The organism is Kitasatospora sp. NPDC003701 (genome assembly GCF_053587085.1).
On record NZ_JBSFNM010000071.1, the window covers coordinates 32,390 to 46,590 of the forward strand.

General features: G+C 72.2%; 13 protein-coding genes and 1 pseudogene. 9 read left to right on the forward strand and 5 right to left on the reverse strand.

Going from position 1 to position 14,201, the window contains the following annotated elements:
- Positions 1 to 174 precede the first annotated feature (174 nt).
- The 4 genes from ACWDRR_RS38465 to ACWDRR_RS38480 all read left to right on the forward strand — a co-directional run bounded on the left by ACWDRR_RS38465 (position 175) and on the right by ACWDRR_RS38480 (position 2,181).
- Entirely contained in the window at positions 175 to 510 is a 336-nt protein-coding gene (locus ACWDRR_RS38465; RefSeq protein WP_449776935.1) for an STAS domain-containing protein, read from the forward strand.
- Positions 511 to 674: 164 nt separating this feature from the next.
- Positions 675 to 1,148 carry an ATP-binding protein gene (locus ACWDRR_RS38470; RefSeq protein WP_449776936.1) on the forward strand — a complete coding sequence of 158 codons (474 nt, stop codon included), beginning with the start codon at positions 675 to 677 and terminating at the stop codon, positions 1,146 to 1,148.
- An 83-nt stretch (positions 1,149 to 1,231) separates the two neighbouring features.
- Positions 1,232 to 1,726, forward strand: a complete 495-nt coding sequence (locus ACWDRR_RS38475) for a MarR family winged helix-turn-helix transcriptional regulator (RefSeq protein ID WP_449776937.1) — start codon at positions 1,232 to 1,234, stop codon at positions 1,724 to 1,726.
- Entirely contained in the window at positions 1,723 to 2,181 is a 459-nt protein-coding gene (locus ACWDRR_RS38480) for a MarR family transcriptional regulator (RefSeq protein ID WP_449776938.1), read from the forward strand. The genes ACWDRR_RS38475 and ACWDRR_RS38480 overlap by 4 nt, the downstream gene beginning before the upstream one ends.
- Positions 2,182 to 2,280: 99 nt before the next feature.
- Here the strand turns inward: ACWDRR_RS38480 and ACWDRR_RS38485 are convergent, their stop codons facing one another.
- The 5 genes from ACWDRR_RS38485 to ACWDRR_RS38505 form a co-directional block, all read right to left on the reverse strand.
- Positions 2,281 to 4,404 carry a family 20 glycosylhydrolase gene (locus ACWDRR_RS38485; protein ID WP_449776939.1) on the reverse strand — a complete coding sequence of 708 codons (2,124 nt, stop codon included), beginning with the start codon at positions 4,402 to 4,404 and terminating at the stop codon, positions 2,281 to 2,283.
- A gap of 470 nt (positions 4,405 to 4,874) precedes the next feature.
- The gene (locus tag ACWDRR_RS38490) at positions 4,875 to 5,792 is read right to left on the reverse strand and encodes a carbohydrate ABC transporter permease (RefSeq protein WP_449776940.1); all 918 of its coding nucleotides are present in this window, start codon (positions 5,790 to 5,792) and stop codon (positions 4,875 to 4,877) included.
- Positions 5,792 to 6,706 (reverse strand): carbohydrate ABC transporter permease, encoded by a 915-nt coding sequence (locus ACWDRR_RS38495; protein WP_449776941.1) that lies wholly within the window; start codon positions 6,704 to 6,706, stop codon positions 5,792 to 5,794. Before ACWDRR_RS38495 ends, ACWDRR_RS38490 begins: the two co-directional genes overlap by 1 nt.
- Positions 6,707 to 6,751: 45 nt before the next feature.
- Complete coding sequence (locus ACWDRR_RS38500; protein ID WP_449776942.1) at positions 6,752 to 8,014, reverse strand: extracellular solute-binding protein; 1,263 nt, start codon at positions 8,012 to 8,014, stop codon at positions 6,752 to 6,754.
- A 553-nt stretch (positions 8,015 to 8,567) separates the two neighbouring features.
- Positions 8,568 to 9,368, reverse strand: a complete 801-nt coding sequence (locus ACWDRR_RS38505; RefSeq protein ID WP_449776943.1) for a DeoR/GlpR family DNA-binding transcription regulator — start codon at positions 9,366 to 9,368, stop codon at positions 8,568 to 8,570.
- 371 nt (positions 9,369 to 9,739) lie between these two features.
- Here ACWDRR_RS38505 and ACWDRR_RS38510 point away from each other — a divergent pair, with 371 nt between their 5' ends.
- The 5 genes and pseudogenes from ACWDRR_RS38510 to ACWDRR_RS38530 form a co-directional block, all read left to right on the forward strand.
- The gene (locus ACWDRR_RS38510; protein WP_449776944.1) at positions 9,740 to 10,834 is read left to right on the forward strand and encodes an ROK family protein; all 1,095 of its coding nucleotides are present in this window, start codon (positions 9,740 to 9,742) and stop codon (positions 10,832 to 10,834) included.
- Positions 10,831 to 11,763, forward strand: a complete 933-nt coding sequence (locus tag ACWDRR_RS38515; protein WP_449776945.1) for a 1-phosphofructokinase family hexose kinase — start codon at positions 10,831 to 10,833, stop codon at positions 11,761 to 11,763. The genes ACWDRR_RS38510 and ACWDRR_RS38515 overlap by 4 nt, the downstream gene beginning before the upstream one ends.
- A 138-nt stretch (positions 11,764 to 11,901) precedes the next feature.
- Positions 11,902 to 12,852 (forward strand): SIS domain-containing protein, encoded by a 951-nt coding sequence (locus tag ACWDRR_RS38520; RefSeq protein WP_449776946.1) that lies wholly within the window; start codon positions 11,902 to 11,904, stop codon positions 12,850 to 12,852.
- A 130-nt stretch (positions 12,853 to 12,982) separates the two neighbouring features.
- Positions 12,983 to 13,819: a class II fructose-bisphosphate aldolase gene (locus ACWDRR_RS38525; protein WP_449776947.1), complete on the forward strand. Its 837-nt coding sequence runs from the start codon at positions 12,983 to 12,985 to the stop codon at positions 13,817 to 13,819.
- 170 nt (positions 13,820 to 13,989) lie between these two features.
- Positions 13,990 to 14,201 (forward strand): annotated as a pseudogene (locus tag ACWDRR_RS38530) (N-acetylglucosamine-6-phosphate deacetylase); the annotation flags it as partial.

Genomic DNA, 14,201 nt, shown 5'->3' on the forward strand with positions numbered 1-14,201 from the left:
CACACATTTCGACGGCTTGGTCGACGGCCTTCGCCAAGTGGCCTACAGTGCGCGCGGATGCCGCCGTAAGGTCGTACCAGCAGCCGCGGCCCCACGCGACGAAGGAGAGCGATGCCGGACAGCCTCCCCGAACCGACCACGGCCCCCCGCCCCCCGGGTGAGGGGCACGGTGCCGTGCGACTCAGGGCCGATCTGCGGACCCGGGGCGGGACGGTCGTCGTCTCACCCGTCGGCGAGCTGGACTACGACAGCGTCGCGTTCCTGCGCGAAGTGCTGCTGGAGGCGATCCGGCAGGCGGCCGAGCGGGTCGTCGTCGACTGCCGGGACCTCTCGTTCTGTGACTCCACCGGCCTCAACCTGCTGCTCAACACCCGCGCCGAAGCGGAACGGGCGGACCTCGCACTCGTCCTCGCCGGCCTGCAGTCCTCGGTCGCCAGGGTGTTCGAGGTCACCGGGGTGCAGACCGTGTTCGACATCCGCGCGGACCTCGGCGCGGCCCTCGCCCGATGACGCGGTGGCCTCCCGGGCGGTGCCCGGAGGACCGCGCGGCCGCCGTTCGCGGGCGGATGCGACTCGGTGCGCGTCACCGGTGTCCCGTGCGAACCGGCGGGCACACGTAGCAATCAAAGGGCCGGTCGCCACCCGGTCCCGGTCGGTCGTCGGAGTGAGGACAGATGAGTGCCAGTGAGTACCGGACCGCGAGCCCCTCGGTGCTGTCCGGGATGCCCGCCACGGGCCAGACCCGCAGGCTGACCCTGACCGGCATCGCGGGTGCGGTCGGCCGCTGCCGCGACCAGACCCGGACCGCGCTGGAGGACTGGGGCTGGCTGCCCACCACCGACCCGGACCGGCAGGCACGGGCCGACGACGTCCTCCTGCTGGTCTCCGAACTCGCCACCAACGCCTGCCAGCACGCCGGCGGACCGGACCAGCTGGTGCTGTCCGCGAGCGCGCGCACCCTGCGGATCGAGGTGCTGGACGGCTCGGACGCCCCGCCCCGCCGGCGCGTGCCGCATTCACCGGCCCGCGCCGGCGGCCACGGCCTGTACACCGTGGAGCTGCTGGCCAGTCGGTGGGGACACCTCCCGCGGGCCGATCGTGCCGGAAAGGCGGTCTGGGTCGAGATCGACCTCCCGCAGGCCCCGTGAGGCCCAATGAGGCCCCGGGAGGCCCCGTGAGGCCCGCCCAAAAATAGTAGCCATGGACATAGTAGCCATGTACTCTATGTGGCATGAGCAAGGGTTCACCGGGTCCCACGCCCGGCTTCCTGGTGTGGCGGCTCGCCAACAAGTGGCGCGTCGCGGTCGATCGTGCGGTGGCTCCGCTGGGCCTCACCCACGCGCAGTACTCGCTGGTCGCGTCGCTGCACGGGATGCAGCGCGCCGGTGAGCGGCCCAGCCAACGGCGACTCGCCGACCACACCGGCCTGGAGGCGCTGTACGTCTCGAAGCTGGCGCGCGCCCTGGAGTCGGCCGGTCTGATCGAACGCACCCGCGACCCCCGCGACCCGCGCGCCGTCCAGCTCGCCCTCACCGAGCAGGGCCAGGACGTCACGCGGCAGGCCATCACGGTGGTCCAGGAACTGCACCGGCGGTTGCTGGAGCCGCTCGGCGGCCTCGACGCCCCTCGGACGCGCGTGCTCACCGACGAACTGACGGCCCTGCTCGACGCGCCTCTCGCGCCGTCCCCACCGAACGACGAGAGCACTCAGGGGAGAACACCATGACCACCACCGCAACCTCCACCACCGCGCCCGTCGCCGACGCCCGCGCCCTCGGCCTGGCCCACTACGCCGCCCGCGGCGTCCTGGAGCACGTCCTGGCCGGGCACGGCCTCACGTTCCAGCAGCAGGTCGCCCTGCGCGCCGCCGTCACCGCCGACACCCCGCAGACGCCGGAGCAGCTCGCCGCCCAGCTCCGGGGCTCGCTCAAGGCCGATCCGGCCGACGTCCGCGCCACGCTCGACGAGCTGCTGGCCGCGCGGCTGCTCGTCGCGGACGGCGCGCACCTGCTCCCCACGGACGCGGGGCGCGAGCTGCTCGCCGCCGTCGCCGCGCAGACCGCCCCCGTCACCGCCCGCATCTGGGGCGGTATCCCCGCCGAGGACCTGGCCGCCGCGGGTCGCGTCCTCGCCCTGGTCACCGAGCGCGCCAACGCGGAGCTCGCGACGCCGACCGCCTGACCGGCCGACCCGCGGGCGGGCCCCGGCGCGGACGCACCCCCGCTCCGGACGGCGGGGTCCGTCCGGAGCGGGGGCGGGCGGTGGCCCGTGGCGGGACGGTCAGTCGATCGTCCAGTGCTGCAGGACGGAGCCGGTGTCGGGCTGCTGGGTCGCCTTGGCGCCGTTGGCGGTCGAGGCGGCGGTGAGCACGAGGCCGGTGCCGGCGGAGGTGATGGTGCTCTGGTCGTCGGCGGTGGGGGTGATCCTCCAGCGCTGGGCGGTCCGGCCGTCGCACGCCCGCTGGACGACGGTGGCGCCGGCGCCACCGGTGGCCTCGGCGCACTTGCCGGAGCTCTTGTTGGTCATGGTGTAGGTGCCGTCGGACTGCGGGGCGATGGTCCAGGTCTGGTTGTTCCCGCGGTTGGTCGCCCACATCAGCAGGTCGGAGCCGTCGGACGCGGAGCCGCCGTTCTCCAGGGCGATGCCGCCGGTCACGATGGTGTGGACGCCCTCCACGGTCCTGACGACGCCGGGCCAGGGGATGCCGGGGGCGGCGTAGTAGCCGATGCCGGCCGCCGTCCAGCGGGGGCCCTGCTGGGCCAGGCGCTGGCGGAAGCCGTTCCAGTCACGGGCGGACTGGGGGCTCCAGCCGACCTCGGCGAGGGCGGGCAGCCGGGGGAAGCTCATGTAGTCGGCGTAGGCCTGGGGCGTGGGCCAGGTGGTGGCCGGGGTCGGCAGCGCGTTGCTGCCCTCGTAGGCGCGGTCGGCCCAGAGGGCGGCCTCGACGCCGGCGATCTTCTGGGCCGGGACGATGGCGCCGGTGCCGTCGAGCTTGCCGGTGACGGTCGCCGGGTCCCAGTCGTAGGACCGCTGCACCGGCACGTAGCCGGACCAGCTCAGGCCGTACGGGGTGCCGACGTCGTACTTCATGTCCAGGTAGGCGTGGTCGGAGGGGGACATCACGAACCTGGCACCCTGGGCGACCCCGTTGCGCACGAAGCGGACGCTGTCGGTCTCGTCCGGGGTGCCGATGCTCTCCCGGTCGTCGTCCTCGCCCCAGTACTGCAGGAGGCTGCCGGCGGGGACGGGGGCCTGGCCGAGCTGGTGCCAGCCCATCACGGTCTTGTCCCGCCCGACGGTCGCGTCGGTGGCCGCCTTGACGTAGGCGGCGTACCCCTCCGGGGTGGCCTGCGGGGTCTCGTCGCCGCCGAGGTGGATGTAGGGGCCGGGGGTGAGCTTGGCCACCGCCTTGATGACGGTCTTCAGGAAGCGCCTCGTGTTGCCGATGTGCGTGCCGTCGTCCAGACAGTAGAGGCTGATGCCGACCTCGAAGCCGGAGTAGGGCGCCTTGGCCTTGTTGTCGCAGTTGAGTCCGGGCACCGAGGCCAGCGCGGCCTCGGTGTGGCCGGGGCCGTCGATCTCGGGCACCACGGTCATGAACCGGGACGTCGCGTAGGAGACGATCTCCTTGTAGTCCGCCGCCGTGTAGTACCAGTCGGTGCCGCCGGTGAAGCCGCTCTGCGTGCTGGCGCCGACCTTGGTGAGGTCCGGCAGGGCGTCGATGGCGATGCGCCAGCCCTGGTCGTCGGTCAGGTGCAGGTGCAGAGTGTTGATCTTGTATGCCGCGGCCTCGTCGATGTAGCGCTTGACCTGGTCCACGGGGTAGAAGCGGCGGGCGACGTCCAGCATCACACCGCGGTACTCGTACCGGGGGGAGTCGGAGATCTGCACGGGTGAGACGGTCCACGAACGGGACTGCCTGGTACGGGACTCCACCGCGGCGGGGAGCAGCTGGCGCAGGGTCTGCACGCCGCGGAACAGGCCCTCGGCCCCGTGCGCCTTGACGACGACGCCGTCCGTGCCGGACGTCAGGGTGTACCCCTCGGCGCCCAGGCTCTCGGGGCCGTTGGGGTCCAGGACCACGGCGTTCTTCGGCGCCTTGGTGTCCTTGACGACGCGCAGGTCGTAGCCGGTCGCGGGGGCGAGCAGCTTCGAGAGGTAGGTGCCGACGCCGACCGCCGCCGAGTCCTTGGACAGGACGGAGATCCGGGTTCGCGGGGTGAGGGCGAAGCCCTGGCCGCCCACCGCCTGCTGCGAGACCGGCAGCGGTACGAGGGCGTAGGGCGAGGGGGCGGGAGCTGGGGGAGCGGCCACGGCCTGGGTGACGGTGGCCGTGAGCGGGAGGGTGAGGGTGACTGCGACGAGGGCGGCGAGGCGACGGCCTCGTCGGTGCAACCGGCTCATGGTTGACTCCTTCGGACAGAAGGGCACGGGACCGCACACCGGGGTGCACGGCCGGGAGGGCGCGATCCGCGCCGGGCGGTGACGGTGACGCGTGGGGCGTGGGGACCGGACCGTTGGGGGTCGTTCCGGGGCTTCGCGCCGGAGCGGGCCGTCGCCGGAACCGTCGTGCTGCGTGATCGTCAGGGGGCAGCGGACGTGCGGCGCTTCACGCGGCAGAGCAGATGCCTTGCTTGAAGATGCTGCAACTACTTGTCTTACGAGCAGCTTCAACCAAAAGGTGTCAGGGGGTAAGGGGATCGTCAAGGCCTACCTGGCCGTAGCTTTTGTCCGTTCGTGGGCGGCTTCGCCACGTCGGCGGCACGGGAGAGGGCGCTCTCCCGCCCCTGTTCCGCGACCCCCGGGGGACGGCAAACGCCCGCCCCCCGGGGTCGGGGGACGGGGGGCGGGCGGCCGGGGGTGGCGTGCGGGGGTTACTTGACGGAGCCGGCGGTGAGGCCGGAGACGACCTTCCGCTCGATGAGCGCGAAGAGGACGACGACGGGCACGATCGCGATGACCGAGCCGGCGAACAGGTAGTTCCACTGGACGGTGTAGTTGCCGATGAAGCTGTTGATGCCGACCGTCAGCGGCTGGTTCTCGGGAATGGTGGAGAGCGTCAGGCCCATGACGAACTCGTTCCACGCGGCGATGAAGGTGAAGATCATCGCGGTGACGACCCCGGGCATCGCGAGCGGCAGGGTGATCCGCAGCAGCGCACCTCCCCTTCCCAGCCCGTCGATCATCGCGGACTCCTCCAGCGCCACCGGGATGGAGGCGAAGTAGGCCGTGAGGATCCAGATCGCGAACGCCAGGTTGAAGGCCGCGTTGCAAAGGATCAGCGTCCACACGGAGTTGAGCATGTGCAGCTGGTAGAACTCGCGGTAGAGGCCGACCAGCAGGGAAGTGGGCTGGAACATCTGGGTGACCAGCACCAGGAGCAGGAACAGGTTGCGGCCGCGGAACTTCACGCGTGCGGTGTAGTAGGCGGCGGGGACGGCGACCAGCAGGACGAGGAGGGTGGACCCCCCGGCGACCAGCAGCGTGACGCGGAGGTTGTCCCCGAGGTGGGACTCGCGCCACACGTTGACGAAGTTCGACCACTCGAACTCGGTCGGCAGGTAGGTGGCGTCGCGCAGTTCGCTCGCCGGTCGCAGCGCGGTGATCACCATCTCCGCGTACGGCAGCAGGAACACGGCCGCCAGCAGCCAGGCGACGGCGGCGATCAGCAGGGTGCGCGGTCGCAGCGTGCGCGGTCGCACCGTGCGGGCTCCGGGCCGGGTGCCGCCCGCGGGGGAGCGGGGGGTCGGGGCGGGCCGGGCCTTCGCGCGCGTGAGGGCGGGACGGTCCATCAGTTCTCCTCCTGGTTCCAGCGACTGGCCTTGAGGAAGACGACGACCATGACCACGACGAGGGCGAAGTTCACGACGGACATCGCCGCGGACCGGCCGATGTCGGAGTTCTTGAGCTGGTACATGAACACCGTGGTGGTCGCGGTGTCGCTGTCCGGCCCGCCGTGGGTCATGCTCCAGATGATGGGGAAGGAGTTGAAGACGTTGATCAGGTTGATGACGACGCCGACGAGGAACGCCGGCCGCAGCAGCGGCAGGGTGATCCGCAGGTACGTCTGCCAGGTGGTGGTGCCGTCCACCCTGGCCGCCTCGTAGATCTCGCCGGGGATGGTCTGGAGCCCCGCGAGCAGGGTGTAGGTGGTGAACGGCAGGGAGACGAAGACGGCGACGAACATCATCCAGGGCCACGCCGTCGAGGGGTCGCCCAGCCAGTCCTCGGGGCCGTCGATCAGCCCCAGATCAGTCATCAGCGTGTTCAGGACGCCCGCCGTCTGATTGAGCATCCACTTGAAGCCGATGGCGGTCATCACGACGGAGGCGGCCCAGGGCGCGATGAGCGCCCAGCGGGTGACGCGCCGGCCGGGGAACCTCTGGTTGAAGAGCTGGGCCAGCGCCAGGGAGATCACCATGGTGGCGGTGACCACGACCAGGGTCCACACCACGGTCGACAGGACGACCGAGGGCAGCGACGGATCCTCGAACAACTGCTTGTACTTGTCGAACCCGGCCGATCCCCGGACGAATCCGCTGCTGCTGATCCGCAGGAACGAGGTGCGGACCATCTCGTAGACCGGCCAGAGGACGACCAGGGCGATGAGCAGGACGGCCGGTCCGATCCAGGGCAGCGGCCCCAGGCGGACCAGACCGCCCGGGCGCTTGCGGCCGGAGCCGGAGGTGGGTGGGTTGGGGGACACGATGGGGAGCCTGCCTTCCGTGACAGATCGGTGCGCCGGGTCTGCCTACTGGTTGGAGACCGCCGCCTCGGCCTTCTTCTGCAGCTCCCCCAGCACCTTGGCGGGGTCGGTCACGGCCGTGCCGCCGCTCTTCTTGATCTCGGCGGAGACGGCGTCCCAGGTGGTGTTGCCCAGCGGGTAGAACGCCGCGTTCGGCAGCAGCGCGAAGAACGGTTCGAGGTCCTGGTGCTTGCCGCTGCCGGTCATCTCCTGCAGCGTGTCCTCGGTGACCGGCATCAGGTTGTACAGCTCGTCGAACTTGAGCGTGTTCTCCTTGGAGTACGCGAAGTCGAGGAACGTGCGGACCTGGTCCTTGTGGCCGTTGTCCTTGAAGGCCATCATCCAGTCGGCGACGCCCAGCGTGGACTTCAGCGCCCCGGTCTTCCCGGGGATCGGCGCGACGCCGTAGTCGACCTTGCCGTCCTTGGACATCTGGATCAGGGAGGGGTGGCCGTTGAGCATCGCGGCCTTGCCGGCCGCGAAGTCCGCGAACGCGGTCTTGCGGTCCGTCGTCGCGGGGTTGGCGTAGGTGAGGCCGGGGTCGACGAGGTTCGACTTCAGCCAGCTGAAGGCGTCGACGTTGGCCTGGCTGTTCAGGGTGTACGTGCCCTTGGCGTCCGCGATGCCGCCGCCGTTGCCGAGCTCCCAGATCAGCGACTCGCCCTGGGCCTCCTCCGGGCCGAGCGGAAGCGCGTAGGGCGTCACGCCCGGCACCTTCGCCTTGATCTGCTCGGCGGCGGCCTTGAGGTCGTCCCAGCTCTTGGGCGCCTCGGTGATGCCGGCCTGGGCGAAGACCGCCTTGTTGTAGAAGAAGGCCCGCGCCGAGGAGACGAACGGAATGCCGTACTGCGTGCCGCCGACCTCGCCGGCCTTGGCGAAGCTGTCGATCAGGTTGGCGCGGGTCTTCTCCGACAGCACCTCGTCCGCCCGGTACAGCAGGTCGTCGGCGACCTTGTCCGCGTAGCCGCCGGTCTGCAGGACGTCCGGGACGTTGCCGCTCTGGATCATCGTCTTGACCTGGGTGTCGATGTCGTTCCAGTTGATGACCTGGACATCGACCTTGATCTTCGGGTTGGCGGCGGTGAAACGCTGCGCCACGTCGTTCCAGTAGGCCGCCGAGCTGTTCGAGGCCTTGTCGCCGTAGTCGGCGGCCACCAGCTTCAGTGTCACGGCCTCGCCGCCCGAGGCGCCGCCGCTGCTGCCGCAGGCCGTGAGGGTGAGCCCGATGCTACAGGCGCCGGCCGCCACTACCAGGAACCGCTTGTTCATCGTCCGTACCGCCTTGTCTCCTGGCCGGTCGCAGCGACGCGGCCCAGTGGGGGTCTGGGAACTGCCGCAGATTCGGAGCGTGCACACAGGTGAAAGATAGACCCGCGTTTCGCTCATGAACGAGCATCTGCTGTGGGCAAAGTAAACACGAGGAAGTGGGCTCAGAACCAGGCCTGTTACGCAAAAGATGCCAACCCGGCAGTTGTCGAACCCGGCCGGGCCGTGGAAGGGGGCAGCTCAGGGCCCTGTTCGTCCTCACGCGGCCGAAGGTTGGCGCGGTCGGGTCGAGCAGCCTTCCGGTTGAAGCTCATGATCGGCCGTGTGCGCTGTTGTTGCTCCGTTCGACGGTGCCACCTTCCTCCGCGGTAGGGAAGGGGCCCGGCGGCCGGAGGACTCCGCTGCGGCGACGGCCCCGGGGCGGCGGTGTACGGGCCCGCCCGCGCGGGGCCGGGTGACGGACCGCGGAGGCGTGCCGGGCCGCGGGCGGCCGTGACCACGGCGCCGCCGGAAGGGCGGGCGGGCCCCTCCGGCGGCGCGGGTGCGGTGCGGGGCGTCAGACGGTGACGACCTCGATGCCGGCCTCGGTGAACTGCGCCGCCAGGTCGGGGGCCAGGCCGGAGTCGGTGACGAGCACGTCGATCCGGTCCAGGCCGCAGATCGTCGCGAAGGCGCGCTTGCCCATCTTGGAGGAGTCCGTCGCGAGGACCACCCTGCGGGCGCGTTCGGCGAACAGCCGGCTGATGCCGGCCTCGTCCTCGTGGTGCGTCATCACGCCGAGCTGCGGGTCCACGCCGTCGACGCCCAGCACGGCGGTGTCGAGCACCACCTGGTTCAGTACGCCCTCCGCCAACGGGCCGACCAGTTCATAGGTCTGGGGGCGTGCGACGCCGCCGGTCACCACGAGCTTGAACCGCGGGCGGACCGCCAGTTCACCGGCGATGTTGAGGGAGTTGGTGACGATCGTGTACATCGCTCCGGTGGGGGTCTCGCCCCGCTCCGGCGCTCCCCCGCGCGCCCGGAGCACGAGGGCCCGGGCCACCTCGGTGGTGGTGGTGCCGCCGTTGAGTCCGACGACGTCCCCCTCGCCCAGCAAGTCCGCGACGGCGATCGCGATGCGCTGCTTGTCGGAGACCCGCCGCGAGGACTTGTAGCGCATCGGGAGCTCGTAGGAGACGCCGTGCGCGATCGCCCCGCCGCGGGTGCGGACGAGCAGTCGCTGCTCGGCCAGTTCGTCGAGGTCGCGCCGGATGGTCGCCGGTGACACCGCGACCGAGGCGGCCGCCTCCTCGACCTCCAGCCTGCCGTCGACCGCGAGCAGCTCCAGCAGCCTGCTCCACCGCTCGTGCTTGGACATGCGTCGTCCTCCCTCTGTGCCGTGGACTTCTGTGCCGTGGACTCCGGTACCGCGCACCGGGGGGCCGGGTTCCGCCCCCGGGCGGCCGATCACCGCCCGGGAGTGTGCGCGAAGTTGATCGTAACGGCGCACCACCGCGCATCGTGCGGCGCGGATGATCGGTGCACGTGACGCAAGCTCGGGTCGCCACCCCCTGGACGCGGCAGGCTTCCATCTGGATACTTCGATCATACATCTTGACCGAATCCGTATATTTCATGCGCCAATCGCGCATGTTCGATCATCAGGGTGGTTCGACATTGATGGACAGCAACGCTTCCCGAGCCGAAGACGTCCCCCCGAGCGGCCGTCGACGCGAAGGATCCGGCCCGGTGACCCGGACCCCCGAGGCCGTGCCCCTGTGGATGACCGCACAGCCCTCGGCCGCCGTGCCCCCCGAACCCCCGTCCGTGCGGACCGGGGTGTGGGGGAGAGTGGCCTCGGTCCCGGAGGGCCCTGAGATCGGCGGCGCCCGGGTGCAGGGGTGCGTGATCGCCCTCGACGTCGGGGGCACCGGTATGAAGGGCGCGGTCCTCGACCACGCGATGAGGCCGTTGGACACCGTGCACCGGCCCACCCCGCGCGCCGACGGACCGCGCGCGGTCCTGCACGCCGTCGCCGACACCCTGCTCGCGCTGAAGCGGTCGGCCGCCGGGCGCGGGCTGACGGTGCGCCACGCGGGAGTGGTGGTCCCGGGCATCGTGGACGACGGGCTGCAGCGGGCCGTGTGGTCGGCGAACCTCGGTTGGCGCGACCTCGCCCTCGCCGCGCTGCTGGAGGAACGGACCGGTCTGCCCGTCGCCCTGGGCCACGACGTCCGCGCGGGCGGCGTGGCCGAATGCGCCCTGGGCGCGGCCCGCGGAACGCGGAACGTGCTCTTCGTGGCCATCGGTACCGGCATCGCCGCCGCTCTGGTCTGCGACGGCAGGCCGGTCCGGGCCGACGGGTACGCCGGCGAACTCGGCCACATCGCGGTCGGGTCCGGGGCGGGGGCGTGCGCGTGCGGCGGCTCCGGCTGTCTGGAGACCGTGGCGTCCGCGGCCGCCGTCGCGTCCGCCTACACGGCCCGCACCGGCCGGGCCGTGGACGGCGCGGCCGACGTCGCAACCCTGACCGCGCAGGGCGACCCGGTGGCACGGGAGGTCTGGAACCGCGCGGCGACCGGGCTGGCGGAGGCGTTGGCGACCGCCACCGCCCTGCTCGCACCGGAGTTGATCGTCCTCGGCGGCGGTCTCGCCGAGGCCGGCCCGCTGCTGCTCGACCCGGTGCGCGCCGGGCTGGAGAAACGCCTCACCTTCCACCGCCGCCCCCTCCTCGTCCAAGCCGAACTGGGGGACCGGGCCGCGTGCCTGGGCGCGGGTCTCGCCGCCTGGCAGGCGGCCGGGCACGCCGCGCCCGCCGACCGGACGGGAGCGCCCGCGCGATGATCCTCACCGTCACCCTCAACGCCGCCCTCGACCTCACCTGGGGCGTCGGGAGCCTGCGGCCCCGCACGTCCCACCGCGTCGACACCGCGCAGGAACGGGCGGGCGGCAAGGGGATCAACGTCGCCCGGGTGCTGGAGGCCCTCGGGCACACCCCGGTGGCGACCGGCCTGATCGGCGGGGACACCGGCCGGCGGATCCGCGACGGACTGCGCACCACCCGGATCCGGGACGCCTTCGTCGAGGTGGCGGGCGAATCGCGCCGGACCCTCGCCGTGGTCTCGCACGACGACGGCGACGCCACCGTCTTCAACGGGCGCGGACCGTACGTGACCCCGGCCGAATGGCAGCTGTTCTCCCAGCAGTACGCCGCTCTGGTCGAGGGGGTGCGCGTGGTCGTCCTGAGCGGCAGCGCCCCGCCGGGGCTGCCGGAGGACGCCTACGCACACCTGGTCGGCACGGCGTCGGCGGCCGGTGCGCTGACGGTGCTCGACACCAGCGGCCCCGCCCTGCTGCACGCCCTGGCGGCCCGCCCCGACGTGATCAAGCCCAACGCCGACGAGATCGCGGCGGCCACCGGGTCCACGAACCTCGTGCAGGCCGCGGGCATGCTGCGCGCCCTCGGTGCCCGCGCGGTCGTGGCGTCCGCCGGCGCCGACGGCCTGTACGCCGGCACGTCCGAGGGCGCCTGGACCGCGGTTCCCCCCGAGTACCTCTCGGGGAACCCGACGGGTGCCGGCGACGCCTGCGTGGCGGCGATCGCCGCCGGGTTGGAGGCCGGCTCCGCCTGGCCGGACATCCTGCGCACGGCCGTGGCCCTGTCGGCCGCCGCCGTGCCCTGTCCGGTCGCCGGTGACATCGACGCCGCGGTCTACCGCCGGCTGCTCGCGAAGGTCGTGGTCGAGAAGTCCCACCCCGACCGCGCGCACTGATGCCTGCTCCCTGCCATCTGCGCGCACATGCTCAATTGAACTGATTTTCAAGCAACAGTTGACACTCATGCTGCTTGTAGCACAGCATTCTGAGCTACCCGGACCCTCTCCAGCCCCCTTCGAGCCCAAGGAATCCGCGTGACCACCTTCGAAACCTCCCGCACCTCGGCCGAGATCGCCTCCCAGCCCGAGACCTGGGAGCGAGCAGCCCGGGCCGCCGGCTCGTACGCCGGTGTCCTGCCCCGCCGCGGCGAGCGCGTCGCCGTCGTCGGCTGCGGCACCTCCTGGTTCATGGCCCACGCCTACGCGCAGCTGCGAGAGAGCGGCGGCCACGGCGAGACCGACGCGTTCGCCGCCTCCGAGTTCCCCCTCGGCCGCACCTACGACCGGATCGTGGCCCTCACCCGCTCCGGCACCACCACCGAGGTCCTCGACCTGCTGGCGAAGGTCAAGGGCACCACCGCGACCACCGCCGTCACCGCCGACCCGGCCACGCCCGTCATGACGGCCGCCGACCACGCCGTCGTCCTCGACTTCGCCGACGAGGAGTCGGTCGTCCAGACCCGGTTCGCCACCACCGCGCTGGTCCTGCTGCGCGCACACCTGGAGTCCGAGGGCGCCCTGCCGGCCGGGGTGCGCCCGGTCGCCGAGGCCGTCGGGGACGCCCGGCGCGCCCTCGACCTCCCGCTGGGCCCCGAGGTGAGCGGCGCCGAGCAGTTCACCTTCCTCGGGACGGGGTGGACGTACGGCCTCGCCCTGGAGGCCGGCCTGAAGATGCGCGAGGCCGCCGGGGCCTGGACCGAGGCCTACCCCGCCATGGAGTACCGCCACGGCCCCATCAGCATCACCGGTCCCGGCCGCGTGGCCTGGCTGTTCGGCCCGGCTCCGCGGGGCCTCGCCGAGGACATCGCCCGGGTCGGCGGCCACTTCACCTCCGCGTCGGCGGGCGCGCCCGGCTCACTCGACCCGCTCGCCGACCTGATCGTCGCCCAGCGCCTGGCCGTGCTCCTCGCCGAAGCGCGCGGCTACGACCCCGACCGCCCCCGCAACCTGACGCGCTCCGTGATCCTCGGCATCACCCCCGCGTGAGCCCCCGGCTCCTCCCTCCCGCCCCGCGCCGGACCGGCGCGCGTCCGTGGGCGACGCGTGCGCCCGGCCCGCAGCAGCGGAGCCGACGCCCCTGCCCCTTGCTCCGCCACCGCCTCCGTGGAGAACCCTCATGCCTTTGACACCCACCGGCGACATCGTCGGTCCCGCCCACACCGGTACGTACGGTGCCGGGGCGTTCAACGTCGTCCAGATCGAACACGCCGAGGCCATCGTCACCGGGGCCGAGCGGGCCGCCCAGCCCGTCATCCTCCAGATCAGCGAGAACACCGCCCGCTACCACGGCTCGCTCGCCCCGATCGCCCTGGCCTCGCTCGCCCTCGCCCGGGCGGCCGCCGTCCCGGTGGCGGTCCACCTCGACCACGCCGAGTCCGCCGAACTCGTCCACGAGGCCGTCCAACTCGGCTTCACCTCCGTGATGTTCGACGCGTCCAGGCTCCCGTACGACGACAACGTCGCCGCCACCCGGCAGATCACCGAGCACTGCCACCGGGCGGGCGTCTGGGTCGAGGCCGAACTGGGCGAGATCGGTGGCAAGGACGGCGCGCACGCCCCCGGCGTCCGCACCGACCCCGCCGAAGCCCGTGCGTTCGCCGCGGCGACGGGCGTGGACGCGCTGGCCGTCGCCGTGGGAAGCTCGCACGCCATGCTCACCCGCGACGCCGCCCTCGACCTCGACCTGATAGCCCGCCTGCGTGCCGAACTGGACGTGCCCCTGGTCCTGCACGGCTCCTCCGGCGTCGACGACGCCGACCTCGCCAAGGCCGTAGCGGCCGGCATGACGAAGGTCAACATCTCCACCCATCTCAACAAGCTCTTCACCCGCACGGTGTCCGACCGCCTGCGGGCGGCGCCCGATGTCGCCGACCCGCGTACCTACCTCGGGCCGGCCCGGGACACGGTCGCAGCCGAAGTGGCCCGCCTGCTGGGCATCCTCGCCACCCGCTGACCGCCGGGCGAACGTGCTCCGGGGGCCCTCGGGAGCGCCGGGCGCACCTCATGACCCCGGGCCCGGCGTCGGCCGGTGCACGAGCGCGGTCAGCGCCGCCGTGGTCGCGCGTCCACAGCGAGCGGTTCCGCGCACCGGTACGGACAGTCTCTTGGAAAGGTGGTGACCGCGTGACAACCGCGGACCGTTCTGCACTGGCCGGCGCCCGGCTGGTCCTTCCCGGCGGTGTGGTCGACAGCGGCCGTCTGGCCGTCGCGGGCACCCGCATCGCCGGCGTCGGTGGTGAGCCCGAGCCGGGTGACCTCGACCTGACCGGGTACACCGTGGTGCCCGGCTTCGTCGACCTGCACGTGCACGGCGGCGGCGGCGCCTCCTACGCCTC